The sequence below is a fragment of the Arthrobacter sp. zg-Y20 genome, assembly GCF_030142075.1.
Classification (GTDB): Bacteria; Actinomycetota; Actinomycetes; order Actinomycetales; family Micrococcaceae; genus Arthrobacter_B.
Genome location: NZ_CP126241.1, coordinates 38,600 through 52,257 on the forward strand (window position 1 = coordinate 38,600; position 13,658 = coordinate 52,257).

Annotated in this window: 13 protein-coding genes; 8 read left to right on the forward strand and 5 right to left on the reverse strand. The window is 65.9% G+C overall.

What is annotated here, in order from left to right:
• Positions 1 to 56: 56 nt before the first annotated feature.
• Both QNO06_RS00200 and QNO06_RS00205 read left to right on the forward strand, forming a co-directional pair.
• Positions 57 to 620 carry a cysteine hydrolase family protein gene (locus QNO06_RS00200; RefSeq protein ID WP_227912379.1) on the forward strand — a complete coding sequence of 188 codons (564 nt, stop codon included), beginning with the start codon at positions 57 to 59 and terminating at the stop codon, positions 618 to 620.
• A gap of 73 nt (positions 621 to 693) precedes the next feature.
• The gene (locus QNO06_RS00205) at positions 694 to 933 is read left to right on the forward strand and encodes a DUF2630 family protein (protein ID WP_227912380.1); all 240 of its coding nucleotides are present in this window, start codon (positions 694 to 696) and stop codon (positions 931 to 933) included.
• A 6-nt stretch (positions 934 to 939) separates the two neighbouring features.
• Here the strand turns inward: QNO06_RS00205 and QNO06_RS00210 are convergent, their stop codons facing one another.
• From QNO06_RS00210 to QNO06_RS00220, 3 genes are read right to left on the reverse strand one after another with little or no spacing between them, the layout of a single operon-like run.
• Positions 940 to 1,239 carry a hypothetical protein gene (locus QNO06_RS00210; protein WP_227912381.1) on the reverse strand — a complete coding sequence of 100 codons (300 nt, stop codon included), beginning with the start codon at positions 1,237 to 1,239 and terminating at the stop codon, positions 940 to 942.
• Between the two features lie 5 nt (positions 1,240 to 1,244).
• Positions 1,245 to 2,162, reverse strand: a complete 918-nt coding sequence (gene ku, locus QNO06_RS00215) for a non-homologous end joining protein Ku (RefSeq protein ID WP_227912382.1) — start codon at positions 2,160 to 2,162, stop codon at positions 1,245 to 1,247.
• 15 nt (positions 2,163 to 2,177) lie between these two features.
• Positions 2,178 to 3,200 (reverse strand): hypothetical protein, encoded by a 1,023-nt coding sequence (locus tag QNO06_RS00220; RefSeq protein ID WP_227912383.1) that lies wholly within the window; start codon positions 3,198 to 3,200, stop codon positions 2,178 to 2,180.
• A gap of 187 nt (positions 3,201 to 3,387) precedes the next feature.
• Here QNO06_RS00220 and soxR point away from each other — a divergent pair, with 187 nt between their 5' ends.
• The 4 genes from soxR (at position 3,388) to QNO06_RS00240 (ending at position 5,398) form a co-directional block, all read left to right on the forward strand.
• Positions 3,388 to 3,825: a redox-sensitive transcriptional activator SoxR gene (soxR, locus tag QNO06_RS00225; RefSeq protein ID WP_227912384.1), complete on the forward strand. Its 438-nt coding sequence runs from the start codon at positions 3,388 to 3,390 to the stop codon at positions 3,823 to 3,825.
• Between the two features lie 76 nt (positions 3,826 to 3,901).
• Positions 3,902 to 4,420: a flavin reductase family protein gene (locus QNO06_RS00230; RefSeq protein WP_227912385.1), complete on the forward strand. Its 519-nt coding sequence runs from the start codon at positions 3,902 to 3,904 to the stop codon at positions 4,418 to 4,420.
• Between the two features lie 88 nt (positions 4,421 to 4,508).
• Complete coding sequence (locus QNO06_RS00235; protein WP_227912386.1) at positions 4,509 to 4,727, forward strand: PLDc N-terminal domain-containing protein; 219 nt, start codon at positions 4,509 to 4,511, stop codon at positions 4,725 to 4,727.
• A 44-nt stretch (positions 4,728 to 4,771) separates the two neighbouring features.
• Positions 4,772 to 5,398 (forward strand): pentapeptide repeat-containing protein, encoded by a 627-nt coding sequence (locus tag QNO06_RS00240; RefSeq protein ID WP_227912387.1) that lies wholly within the window; start codon positions 4,772 to 4,774, stop codon positions 5,396 to 5,398.
• Here the strand turns inward: QNO06_RS00240 and QNO06_RS00245 are convergent.
• Positions 5,395 to 6,618 (reverse strand): L,D-transpeptidase, encoded by a 1,224-nt coding sequence (locus QNO06_RS00245; RefSeq protein WP_227912388.1) that lies wholly within the window; start codon positions 6,616 to 6,618, stop codon positions 5,395 to 5,397. The genes QNO06_RS00240 and QNO06_RS00245 overlap by 4 nt on opposite strands.
• 163 nt (positions 6,619 to 6,781) lie before the next feature.
• Entirely contained in the window at positions 6,782 to 8,305 is a 1,524-nt protein-coding gene (locus tag QNO06_RS00250) for an SDR family oxidoreductase (protein ID WP_227912389.1), read from the reverse strand.
• Positions 8,306 to 8,447: 142 nt separating this feature from the next.
• On the opposite strand from QNO06_RS00250, the gene QNO06_RS00255 reads away from it, so the two are divergent.
• Positions 8,448 to 11,042: an ATP-dependent DNA ligase gene (locus QNO06_RS00255; RefSeq protein WP_227912390.1), complete on the forward strand. Its 2,595-nt coding sequence runs from the start codon at positions 8,448 to 8,450 to the stop codon at positions 11,040 to 11,042.
• 35 nt (positions 11,043 to 11,077) lie between these two features.
• Positions 11,078 to 13,594 carry a phosphoketolase family protein gene (locus tag QNO06_RS00260; protein WP_227912391.1) on the forward strand — a complete coding sequence of 839 codons (2,517 nt, stop codon included), beginning with the start codon at positions 11,078 to 11,080 and terminating at the stop codon, positions 13,592 to 13,594.
• Positions 13,595 to 13,658 lie beyond the last annotated feature (64 nt).

Below are 13,658 nucleotides of genomic sequence, written 5' to 3' on the forward strand. Positions count from 1 at the left end.
CAGACTGGATGCAGACACCGCCCGCACCGGGCGGCCCGTTGCGAAAGGAACCTGGTTTGTCCGCCGCACTAATGGTCATTGACATGCAGAATGCCTACTTCGAGAGCCCTGCCCTGCAGAAGCACCAGGAACGGGTTGTTGAAAAAACCAATGAGCTCATTGGCTTGGCGAAAGCTGCCGGGGTCCCCGTCCTGATGGTCTGCACGGAGCACGAGCGGGACAAGTCCACTTGGACATTGAGCATGCTCGATGATGACCAGGGCTTCATTTTCAGCGGGAGCGAGCAGGCAGACTTTGTCCCCGGCCTGGATCACGCCGACCTGCCGCGGCTGGTGAAGACCCGCGACAGCGCCTTCGTGGGCACCGACGTCCTGCTGCGCCTGCGGAACTGGGATGTCCAGACACTGGTGCTGGCCGGCGTCGCAACCCACAATTGTGTGGCGCAGACCGCCGCTGACGCCTTCGCGAATAACTTCCGGGTCCGTTTTGCCCGGGAAGCACTCGCCTCCACCAACGAGGAATACGAGGAAGCGATCCTGAGGATGCTTTCCGACGAGTACCGCCAGCCGGTTCAGAGCAACGCTGACCTCAAGGACTTCTTCAACAGCAACGAATCCTAGGCATCTCCGCTATTCCCTTGCGGGCACCGGTCCGGGCTGGAATTCGACGGCCCGGGCCGGTTAGCGTAGGGGCATGGATGCACTGGAGATTCAGCACAGGATCGCGGAACTGGTAGAGCAGGAACAGTCCCTGCGCGAAGCGGACCCCGCCGCAGAACCGGAGAAGCACGCCGAGCAACTGCGCCGGGTGGAGGAACAGCTTGACCAGTGCTGGGACCTCCTCCGCCAGCGGCGCGCCAAGATCGACGCCGGGCAGAACCCGGATGAGGCCCAGGCCCGCCCGGTGGGCGAGGTTGAGGGCTACCGGCAGTAAAGGCTTTCAGGCCTTCGCGCGAGCCGGCTTCTTTTTCGCATGGTCGCTCGAAGCCGGCATCAGCTGCCGGAACAGGGTGGCCGCTCCGACGCTGCGCCGGAATCCGCTTTGGCCGCGGAGGGCCTCGCCCAGCGCCCAGAGGACCAGGCTGCCTTTACTGAGGGTCTTGAACAGATCAGCATTGCGGGGCGTCAGCGCCATCAGTGACGCCAGCCCAAACACCCCCCAGCCGATCAGCGGAGCGTTGGGTACCTCGAAAACTGTCTGCCGGCCGAACTTATCCGTGAAGAAATTGGGCGATGCCATCGTATTCAGGCGCCTTTCCTGGTTTTAGCAGAGCTCTTGGTGGTTGGGGACTTTGCCTTGGCCGGAGCCTTTCCGGCGCCGTCGGACTTGGTGCTGGCTGATTTTGTACTGTCGGATTTGGTGCCCTTGCCGGTCTTTTTGTCCCGGTTTTTCTCCACGCTGCGGCGCAGGGCTTCCATCAGGTCCAGCACCTTTCCGCCTTCGTCTTCGGATTCTTCCCCGAAGGTTTCCCCGGTGTCGAGAGAGTCGCCTTGTTCGAGCTTGGCATCTATAAGGGTCTTGAGCTGTTCCTGGTAGTCGTCAGTGAACTCGGACGGGTCGAAGTCTGAGCTGAAGGAATCCACCAGGGCCGAGGACATCTCGAGTTCCTTAGCGGAAATCCGCACCTTCTCGTCCAGTGAGGGGAAAGCGGCTTCGCGGACCTCGTCCTCCCAGAGCAGCGTCTGCAGGGTCAGCACGTCGCCGCGGACGCGCAGGGCGCCCAGCCTGCTTTTCTGGCGAAGGGAGAACTGCACAATGGCCGTGCGGTCCGTGTCTTCCAGGGTGCGGCGCAGCAGCACGTAGGACTTGGTCGATTTCGAATCCGGTTCCAAGTAGTACGTCCGGTCGAACAGGATGGGATCCACCTGCTCGCTGGGCACGAATTCGACGACGTCGATCTCGCGGCTTTTCTCCACCGGAAGGGATGCCAGGTCCTCGTCGCTGAGGACCACCGTCTGCTCGCCGTCGTCGTAGGCCTTGGCGATGTCCTTGTACTCCACCACCTCGCCGCATATTTCGCACCGGCGCTGGTAGCGGATGCGTCCGCCGTCTTTGCCGTGTACCTGGTGCAGGCTTACATCGTGGTCTTCGGTGGCGGCATAAACCTTAACCGGCACGTTGACCAGCCCAAACGCAATGGCGCCTTTCCAGATCGCTCTCATGTAGTCCAGTGAACACTAAACTCCGGTGCCGTTGCCAGAGCGGGGTTGCCCGGGCTGTCCCTGCTCAAGATGCTCCCGGATCAGCCGGTACACCCGGGGGTCCGAAAAATAGGCATTGTGGGACTCGGGAAACGGCTGCCCGGAGCCCACCTCGCGGTCCGTGACCGTCATCCCACGCCCGGCGAAGACCTGTTCGGCGCAAAAGGCGAGCAGGTCGCGCTCATCCCAGATATTCAGCCAGGGGATTCCCGGGCCATCGCCGCCGCGCCGGGGCCCCAGATAGGCCAGGGCATCCAGGAGGAAGAACCACGGTGCCGGCGACCCCACAGTGACCAGCAGGTCCGTCCGGAAGCGGCCGGATTCGGGGGCACAGAGCAGGTCGACGGCGGCCACCGAGCCCAGGCTGTGTGCGAACAGCACCACGGGCGCGTCCTGGCTGACGCTGCCGAGGGCTTCCGCGGTGACGGCACGCGCCGTTTCGCCCCGGCGCAGGTAGAAGGCTATTTTGCTGAAGAATTCACCGGCCGCATCGGTCAGTCGAATCCGGTGCCGCACCGCAGCATCGGTGAGCACATCCAGTACCAGGTCCTGGAGTGTATGTCCCAGCAGGGCAGCTTCCGGTGCAGCCGGCGGCGCCCCGGCAACCGTTGCCCGGCGCAGGGGATCCCCGGCGCCCACCTGCATGCCGAACAGCGCCAGCGCCAAGGTGGCATCGGCCTGTGCTGGCGGGTCTTCCGCGGCGTACCGCGGTGGCAGGGCCGGAACGGAACTGACGTCCTCTGCGGCATCGGCTGCCCAGTCAACGGTCAGCACGGAGTAGTCCGACAAACCCGGAACGGCAGCGAGCTGCTCCCGGATCCGGTCCGCCAGCTGCGGATTGGTCCGTCCGGTCCCGGGCAGGTAAACGAGGGTTCCGGGTTTTTCGGCCGGTCCTACGGTGACGGGGTCCATGGCGGTCTCCTCTGCTGCGCCGGGCTTCAGCCGTCCCCGCCGGCCCGCGGGGGAACGGGCGGACAGCGGAGGAACGGATGCTTTCACGCGTTGGGGATACTTTCACACGCAGGGCACCCCTGCGCCAGTAACCGTTCCGCCGCGCACGGGGGCGGATAATGGATCCAGTCAGGAAGGCGAGGCTGTGACCAACAACGGAGCGGCAAGTAGCGGGACCGCAAACCACGGGCCGGCGGAAAGTCCCGCACCCGAAAACGGAGCACCCGAGGCTGGAATGGAACGCCGCGAACTGTCGGTGGGGCAGGTAGCTGAACGCAGCGGCGTGAGCGTCTCGGCCCTGCACTTCTATGAGCGCCAAGGCCTGCTCTCCAGTAGGCGGACCCAGGGCAACCAGCGGCGCTTTGACCGTTCGGTGCTGCGCCGCGTAGCGGTCATCAGGGCTGCCCAGCAGGCGGGTATCCCGCTGTCCGTGATTAACCGTGCGTTCGCGGAACTGCCGCCGGAGGGAGTGCCGGACCAGGCAGACTGGCAGCGGCTATCCGCCGCGTGGCGGCAGGAACTGGACTTCCGCATCCGGCACCTGCAGGCATTGCGCGACCGCTTGGGCGGCTGCATAGGCTGCGGCTGCCTCTCCCTTGCGGAGTGCCGGTTCGTTAACCCCAAGGACGCCTCAGCCGACAGCGGCACCGGCGCCAGGGCCTTCGACGTCTGACGATTTGACCTCAACATTGGTTGAGGTTTTACCGTTGAAGTATGCCCTCGCTGGGCTGGTCTGCGGAAGGACACTAATGACGCGGAATACGGCTCTGTGCGAGCGGAATGTAACGGAAGCATTCAAGGACGCCTTCCGGGCGCACCCTGCGGGCGTGGCAATCATTACGGCCGACGGCGGCAGCGGCCCGGTGGGGCTGACCGCCTCCTCGGTCTCCTCGGTATCGGCCGAACCGCCCATCCTTTCCTTCTCCCTTGCCTCCACCCAGGGCACCGCCGGGGTCATTGCCTCGTCCGGCACCGTCGTCGTGCACCTCCTGGGCGCCGAAAACGCGGAACTGGCGTCCCTGTTCGCCCGGCCGGGGGCGGACCGTTTCGGCGCCACCCGTACCCGTACCCTTCCCAGCGGGGAGCCGCTGCTGGAAGAGGCCCCCGTGGCCCTGCGCTGCCGCATCGACGGGCGGATCCCGGTGGGCGGATCCATCCTCATTGCCGCTTCCGTCCTCGAGATCCTCCCCGGAGCGCCCGGGCAGGAACCGCTGGTCTATCACAACCGCACCTACCACCGCCTGGGCACGCACTCGGCCCTGGGGTAAACCCCACCCCGGGCGGGAAGGCTGGATAATTGGTTCAGCACCCTGCCGGCAAGTGCCTGCGCGGGACCGAACCACGGAAGGCACGGCCATGGCCAAAAAGAAGTTGAAGGACCTGACCAGCGGGCAGAAAAAGGGGTTGAGCGTCCTGACGGGCGTCCAGATCCTGCTGGCAGCGGCGGCACTCTGGGACATCCGGCGACGCCCCGCGGACCTGATCCGCGGCAGCCGCAGCCTGTGGACCCTGGCCTGCGGGATTAACTTCGCCGGCCCGGCGGCGTATTTCCTCTTCGGCCGGCGCAGGGCCTAGCGGTGGTGCGTCAGCGAAGCGGTACGGGAACCAAAGCGCCGCTGGTGGATCCCCTCCGGCTGCAGGATCTGGCCGACGGTACCGGCGTGCCCGCGGGCAGCCAGCAGGAAGCGACCGCCTGGACGGGCGAATCGTTCGCGGGACTGGAACTGCGCGGGGCGGTCTTTTCCGAATGCAGCCTGGTCTCGGTGTCCCTGGATGACGCGGACCTGACGGCGGCCCGTTTCCTGGAAACCTTGCTGGAAAACCTGTATGCCCCGGTGTTCCGGGCGCCGCGGACGACTTTCCGGGACGTGGAACTGACCAACCCCCGGCTGGGTTCGGCTGAACTGTACGGCGGCAGCTGGAACTCCGTTCGGGTGGACGGCGGCAAAATCGACTACCTGAACCTGCGCGGCTGCACCATGACCAATGTGCTGGTTACCAACTGCATCATCGGTGAGCTGGACCTGGACGGAGCCCGGCTGAACCGCGTGGCCTTCCGGGATTGCCGCATCGACAGCCTGCTGCTGGGCAACGGCGGCTCGGCTGTGGACGCGGACCTGCGCGGATCCGCCCTGCGGAGCATCACCGGGCTGGCCGGCCTGAAGGGCTTCACCGTGGATGAGGAGCAGCTGCTGCAGCTCGCTCCGCTCCTCGCGGCCCAGCTGGGCCTGCGGGTTCAGAGCTAGGGCTGTCCGGCGTACTGGTCCCAGGGGATGTTCCAGTCGCCGTAGCCGTCATCAATCGAGACGGGGCCGGCCTCGGTGTTCAGCACCTGCACCACGTCCCCGGCGTCGAAGGTGTCATAGAAGTACTTGGCGCCTTCGGCGGACATGCCCACGCAGCCGTGGGAAACGTTGATCCGGCCAAGGGCCCCTACCGCGCCGTTCAACGCCTGGTGGACAAAGACGCCGCTGTTGGTCAGGCGGCTGGCCCAAGACGCATCGAACGGTTCGTAGTAATCCGGGTCGCCCGGCTTCAGCCCGATGCTTTCGGCCCGGAACGGCAGCTTCTCGTGTTGGCTGACCACTACCTGGTATCCGCTGGGGGAGGGCCAGGTGGGTTCGCCGAGTGTCACGGGGAAAGTACGGACCAGCTGGCCGTCAATGAATACCTGCATTGTCTTGGTGAAGTTGTCCACCACGGCCAGGCGGGTGTTGTGCGTGGTGAACGTGCGGGTTTCGTTGAAGTTGCCGATCATGCCGTTGCCAAAGTCCACGCCGAACAGCTGCATGTCCACCGTGATGGAGCTGTTGGGGGCCCAGAAGGCCTCGGGACGGTAGCGGACCTTGTTGTCGGTGATCCAGTAGAAGGCGCCGGCCTGTCCGGAGGTGCTGCTGACCTTGATGGCCTGCTCCACGGCGGCCTTGTTGGTTACGGGTTCGCTGAAGTTGATTTCAATTGGCTGTCCCACGCCGACGTCGGCCGCGTTCTGCGGGTACATAAAGGCGTTGGCCTCATTAGCGGGCTTGACCGTTTCGAAACTCTGCGACCGGGTGGTTTCCTTGCCGGCCTGGTCGGTCAGCACCACATCCATTGCGTAGGTGGTGTCGAACGCCAGCTGGGCGTCCGCCGTCCAGACGGTGTTGTCTCCGGACAGGACACCGGGGATGGCCGGGCCGCCCGCGGCCGGCTTCAGGCTGACCGACTCAATTTCGGCGTTGGTGGCCGTGACGGTTGCCGCGGTTGCAGGATTGACCGCAACCGCACCGTCAGCGGGAGTAGCTGTGATGGATACCGGTGCTGCACTGGCGGACGGTGAAGCCGGGCTTTCCGCTGCGGGGGAGCTTTCATCGGCAGACGGGTCGAAGACACCGTTTGCGTAGGCAGCGCCGATGCCGCCACCTACTACCAGCACACCGGCAACGGCGGCTGCAATTACCCACTTGCGGCTCTTCTTATCCTGCACGGCGCGTTCCTGCACTGCGGCGGTCCCCTCATAGTCAAAAGCCGTCAGCTCAAAAGTGTCACCGGCGGCGCCAACAAGTATGGCCCGGCTGGCCGGTGCCCGTTGTTCTACCGATGATATTCGATGCCGTGCCCCGCCGGGACCGGCGTTACAGAACTGCGGCCTAAGCCGGTTCCGGCTGTCCCGCCGGCTGTCCCGCCGGCTGTCCCGCAGGCTGGGCCAACCGGGCGGCCTGCCGGGTGATGTTCCTGGCCATGGAGGGAAAGATCAGTCCGTGGAACGGGGCGATCAGCCACCAGTACATTTTCCCTGCCAGCCCCTTGGGGAAGTAAATGGCGCGCTGCCGGTAGACACTGCCGCCGTGGCCGTCCGGGTCCACCCGCATCTCCAGCCAGGCCTTGCCCGGTACCCGCATCTCGGCCCGCAGCCGCAGCAACGTGCCGCGCTCCAGCAGTTCCACCCGCCACCAGTCCACCACGTCCCCGGTGTACAAAGTGGTCGGATTGCGCCGGCCCCGGGTCAAACCGGCTCCGCCCACGGTTTTGTCCAGCACCCCGCGGATGGCCCAGGCCATGGGCAGCGAATACCAGCCGTTGCGCCCGCCCACACCTTCGATGACCTGCCACACCGCTGCCGGGTCCACCGCGGCCCGGCGCTCCCGGGAGTCGACGTACACCGTTTGGCCCGCCCAGTCCGGGTCGCTGGGGAGGGGGTCGGAGGCCAGGTCGGCAGAGGCTGAGGCATTGGCCCACGTGGTTTCCACCTCACCCCGCTTTTCCCTGCCCAGCGCTCGTTTCACGGCGTCGCGGTAGCTCGTCAGCCCGCCGTCGGGCTGTGGCACGTACTGGTCGATGTCGTGTTCCTTGGCCACGGCGTCGTGCTGCAGGGACTCCACCAGCGGCAGGGACATGGCACGTGGAATAGGGGTCACCAGCGCCACCCACATACCCGCCAGCCGCGGTGCCGGCAGCGGCAGGGCGTAAATGCGCCGGCGGGGCAGCCCGGCCTCTTCGGCGTAGCCGTTCATGATCTCCGCGTAGGTGAGGACCTCGCGCGAGCCGATATCGAAGGTCCGGTTCACTTCGGCGGGAATATCCACGGCCCGCACCAGGTAATGCAGCACGTCCCGGACGGCAATCGGTTCAATCCGGCGCCGCACCCAGCTGGGCGCCGGCATCACGGGCAGGGTTTCGGTCAGGTGCCGGATCATCTCGAAGGACGCGGAGCCTGAGCCGATGACGACGCCGGCCTGGTAGACCACCGCCGGCACCTCGCCTTCCAGGAGGATCCGCCCCACCTCGGTGCGGGATTTCATGTGGGGAGACAGTTCCCCCTCGGGATGCAGGCCGCCGAGGTACACAATCCGCTTCACGCCCGCTTCCGCTGCCGTCTCGGCCACCAGGTGGGCAATCGCGGACTCCTGGTCGCTGAACCCCTTCCCGGAGGCCATCGAATGCACCAGGAAATACAGGGTGTCGATGCCCTCGAACGCGGCGGCGGTGGAATCTCGGTCCGAGAGGTCCCCCTTGACCACCTCGACGTCGGACGCCCACGGCACATCGGAGAGCTTTTCCGGGGAGCGGGCCAGCACCCGGACCCGGTGTCCGTCTTCAAGCAGCAGCGGCACCAGGCGGCCGCCGATGTAGCCGGTGGCGCCGGTAACCAGGACATGCTGGCGTTCAGTCATTTTTCCAACATACACAGGGGCCGCCACGGATAGTCAGGGCTGCGGCACGCTCTGCGCGAAACCATCCCGAACCGGTGGCAGATTGGTAAGCCCCCTGATGAAATACTGGCGTTTGTTCCGTATCCCGGTAAGACTAGGGGGCATGGCGACAGGCGGAGGGAACAAGCAGGAAACCGTCAGTGTGGAGGGGCACCGGCTCCGCCTGACCAACCTGGATAAGGTGCTGTATCCCGCAATGGGAACCACCAAGGCAGATGTGCTCTCCTACTACGCCGCTGTAGCCGAATACATGCTGCCGCATTCGAGCAACCGCGCCGCCACCCGCAAACGCTGGGTACACGGTGTGGGTACGCCGGAGCATCCCGGGCAGGTGTTTTTCCAGAAGAACATTGAAGACTCCGCACCATCCTGGGTAAAGCGGTTTCCGATTGAGCACAAGGACCACACGAACACCTATCCGGTGGTTAATGATCTGGCCACACTGACCTGGCTGGCGCAGTCCGCGGCCCTGGAAATCCACGTACCGCAGTGGCGGTTCGGGCCGCGCGGAAAAATCGGCGCCGCGGACCGGATGGTGCTGGACCTGGACCCCGGTGAGGGAGTGGGCCTGGCCGAATGCGCTGAGGTGGCGCGCCTGGCGCGGGCCATCCTCAATGACATGGGCCTGGATGCCCGCCCGGTGACCAGCGGGTCCAAGGGCATCCACCTGTATGCGGCCCTGGACGGCAGCCAGGACTCCGACGAGATCAACGCCGTGGCGCATGAGCTGGCCCGTGCACTGGAAGCGGACCACCCGGGCCTGGTGGTCAGCGACATGAAAAAGACGCTCCGCAAGGGCAAGGTGCTGGTGGACTGGAGCCAAAACAACGGCAACAAAACCACCATTTGCCCCTACTCACTGCGCGGACGGTTCCATCCGACGGTCGCCGCCCCGCGGACCTGGTCGGAACTCGACGATCCGGACTTGGCGCAGCTGGATTACGAGCAGGTGATGGAACGGGTCCGCAGCGGCCCGGACCCGCTGGCGGGAATGGAAAGCGGCGCGTTCGACGAGGAGGCGCTGGAAGAGGCCACCGAAGAAGCCGGGACAGGAACCGACGGCCGCGGATCCGCGGCCGGCGCGGACCGGTTGACCAAGTACCGCAGCATGCGTGACGCCGCGAAGACGCCCGAGCCGGTTCCCGAGGAACCCTCCAAGCCGTCGGAGGGCAACAGCTTTGTGATCCAGGAACACCACGCCCGCCGGCTGCACTGGGACTTCCGGTTGGAGCACGACGGCGTGCTGGTCTCCTGGGCACTGCCCAAGGGGCCGCCTGCCACGTCCGGCAAGAACAACCTGGCGGTGCAGACCGAGGACCATCCGCTGGATTACGGGAGCTTTGAAGGACATATTCCCAAAGGGGAATATGGCGGAGGCGATGTGACCATCTGGGATCACGGCACCTACGAGCGGGAAAAATGGCGCGACGGCAAGGAAGTCATCGCGGTGCTGCACGGCCAGCCCGACGGCGGCCTGGCCCGGGAAGGTGCCGCGGACCGGCGCTACGCCCTGATCCACACCGGGTCCGGCGGCGGCAAAGGCGACAACAATTGGCTGATCCACCTGATGAAGGACCAGCCCAAGCCCGGCGAGAAGGGCCAAGCAGAGCCGGGGGAGACGGACCAGCCCGCTACGCCCCAGGCCGCCGTCGCCGCTGCTGCTGCTGCCGGCACGGAAACGGCAGTGACGGTCCCGGCCGGGGACGGCAGCGGCGCGGAGGATGCCTCGGTCCCGCTTATCGAGCCGATGCTTGCCACCCTGGGTACCCGCGCCGAAATCAACGACGACGAGGACTGGGCGTTCGAGATGAAGTGGGACGGTGTCCGCGCCGTCGTCACCGTTACTCCCGAAGGCACCCGGCTGATCAGCCGCAACGGCAACGACATGACCGCCGCGTATCCGGAACTGCAGGATCTCAGCGCGCACCTGTTCGGGGAGCGGGCAGTGCTGGACGCTGAAATCGTGGCACTCAACAAAGCCGGACGCCCGGACTTCGGGCTGCTGCAGCCGCGCATGCACCTCACCAAACCCCGCGAAATTGGGGCGGCTGCCGAGCGTACGCCGGTGCACCTGATGGTTTTCGACCTGCTCTGGCTGGACGGCCGGTCCCTGGCGGACCTCAGCTACGAGCAGCGCCGGGAAATCCTTGAGTCCGCCGTGGAAGCCACCCCGGACGGACATCTGCAGGTACCCCCGGCCCTGGAGATGGGCATGGACGAGGCCGTGGCCGCCAGCAAGGAACTGGGCCTGGAAGGGGTCATGGCCAAGCGGCGGAGCAGTACGTATTCCCCGGGCCGGCGCTCGAAGCACTGGGTGAAGCTGAAAAACCAGCTCAGCCAGGAAGTGGTGGTGGTGGGCTGGCGCCCGGGGCAGGGCAACCGGCAGAAGAAGGTCGGCTCCCTTTTGGTGGCCATTCCGGACGGCGTGGACCTGAAATACATCGGCCGGGTCGGCTCGGGCCTGAGCGAAAAAGACCTGGCACTGATTGGCCCGCGGCTGAAGAAAATGTCCCGCAAAACCCCACCCCTGGATGATGTTCCCAGCGCGGATGCCTCGGATGCCCAGTGGGTGCGCCCGGCCCTGGTGGGCGAAGTGACCTTCTCCGAGCGCACCGGCAGCGGCAAGCTGCGCCACCCCGTCTGGCGCGGCCTGCGCCCGGATAAGAAACCGTCCGACGTCGTGGTGGAGACCGTGTAGCCGCGGCCCTCCCCACCAGTGAAAGGACCCGCACCATGACCGACAGCAGCATTCCCGGAACCGACCATCCTTCGGGACCGGAGCATGTTCCCGGCAGCGAACGCATCCCCGGCACCGAACCGCACCACGACGGCGACCTCGCCGGCGTCGACGCCTGGTGGCGGGCGGCGAACTACCTCTCGGTCGGGCAGATCTACCTGCGCGACAACCCGCTGCTGCGCCGGGACCTGGAAAGCGGAGACGTGAAGGCACGGCTGCTGGGCCACTGGGGCACCACACCCGGCCTGAACTTCATCTACGCGCACCTGAACCGTCTGATCCGCGAACAGCAGCGCAAGGTCCTGTTCATCACCGGACCCGGCCACGGCGGCCCGGCCAATGTGGCCAACGCGTGGCTGGAAGGCACCTACTCCGAGATCTACAGCCATGTGGGGAAAGACGAAGCGGGGCTGCAGACCCTCTTTAAGCAGTTCTCCTACCCGGGTGGAATACCCAGCCATGCGGCGCCGGAAACCCCGGGCTCCATCCACGAGGGCGGCGAGCTGGGGTATTCGCTGGCGCACGCCTACGGGGCGGTGTTCGACAACCCGGACCTGATTGCCGCCACCGTCATTGGCGACGGCGAAGCGGAAACCGGGCCGCTGGCGGCCAGCTGGCATTCCAACAGCTTCCTGGACCCGGCCGTGGACGGAGCGGTGCTGCCCATCCTGCACCTGAACGGCTACAAAATTGCCAACCCCACCATCCTGTCCCGGATGCCCGAGGAGCAGCTGCTGAAACTGCTCGAAGGCTACGGCTACCGGCCGTACGTCGTCACCGTGGAGGACCCGGCCGCGGTGCAGCAGGCACACGAGGACTTCGCGGCCGTGCTGGAAACCTGCCTGGCCGAAATCACGGCCATCCAGGCGCAGTACCGCAGCGGGGAGCGCACCGCGGTGCCGCCGGATGTGCCCGGTGCGGACACCGGGGAAGTGCACGCCCCGCGCTGGCCCATGATCGTGTTCCGCTCGCCCAAGGGTTGGACCGGCCCGCAGGAAGTGGACGGTCTGCCCGTGGAAGGCACTTGGCGGGCGCACCAGGTGCCGTTGTCCGAAATCCATGAGAAGCCGGAGCACCTGGCCCAGTTGCAGGACTGGATGCGCTCCTACCGGCCGGAGGAACTGTTCGACGCCGAGGGGCGGTTGGCGGCGGAGATCGCCGCCCTGGCACCTGCCGGTGACCTGCGGATGAGTTCCACTCCCTACGCCAACGGCGGCCGGCTGCTGCAGGACCTGCACCTGCCCGAGTACGCGCAGCATGCGGTGAAGATTGATCATCCGGGCTCAGAACGGGTCAGTCCGATGTTCAACCTGGGCGGTTACCTGCGCGAGGTCATCCGGAAGAACCCGTCCAACTTCCGGATCTTCGGCCCGGATGAAACTGCGTCCAACCGGCTGCAGGCCGTCTACGACGTCACGGACAAGTCCTGGCAGCAGCGGATCGATCAGCTGGACGAGCATCTGGCGCGCAGCGGCCGGGTGGCAGAGGTGCTCTCCGAACACCTCTGCGAGGGCTGGCTGGAGGGCTACCTGCTGACCGGCCGGCACGGGGTGTTCAACTGCTATGAAGCCTTTGTCCACATTGTGGATTCGATGTTCAACCAGCACGCCAAGTGGTTGAAGGTCAGCAGCGCGCTGTCCTGGCGCCAGCCCGTCGCATCCCTGAACTACCTGCTCTCCAGTCACGTCTGGCAGCAGGACCACAACGGGTTCTCGCACCAGGACCCCGGCTTCATTGACCACGTGGTGAATAAAAAGGCGGACGTTATCCGGGTCTACCTGCCGCCGGACGCCAACACCCTGCTGGCCGTTGCCGAGCACATCCTGGGCACCCGCGACCGGGTCAATGTGGTGGTTTCCGGCAAGCAGCCCGCCCCGGTCTGGCTGGACCCGCAGACCGCACGCCTGCATGTGGAGCGCGGCATCGGCGTCTGGGACTTCGCCGGCAGCGAGGACACCAGTCCCGGCGCGAAGTCCGACCCCGACGTCGTGATGGCGTGCGCCGGCGACGTGCCCACCCTCGAGACCGTGGCCGCTGCGGCGCTGCTGCAGGAGCAACTGCCGGAGCTGAAAATCCGGGTGGTCAATGTGGTGGACCTGATGCGGCTGCAGGATCCGGGCGAGCACCCGCACGGGCTGTCAGACCGCGATTTCGACACCCTGTTCACCACGGACAAGCCGGTCATTTTCGCCTATCACGGCTACCCCTGGCTGATTCACCGGCTGACCTACCGGCGCACCAACCATGCGAACCTGCATGTGCGCGGCTACAAGGAAGAGGGCACCACCACCACGCCCTTCGACATGGCCATGCTGAACCAGATTGACCGGTTCCAATTGGCCATAGACGTGCTGGACCGGGTAGCGTCGCTGGGATCCACACAGGCACCGTTTCGGCAGTACCTGCAGGATGAACGGGCACGTGCCCGCCAGTACACCCGGGATGAAGGCCAGGACCCGCCGTACATCAGCGGCTGGAACCTGCAGGAAGCCGAGCAGGACACCCCGGGGTAGGGCGGCAGCACGGCTTCGGCGGCGCCCCACCGGGCGTCACGCCGTGGAAAAGTACGATCCATCC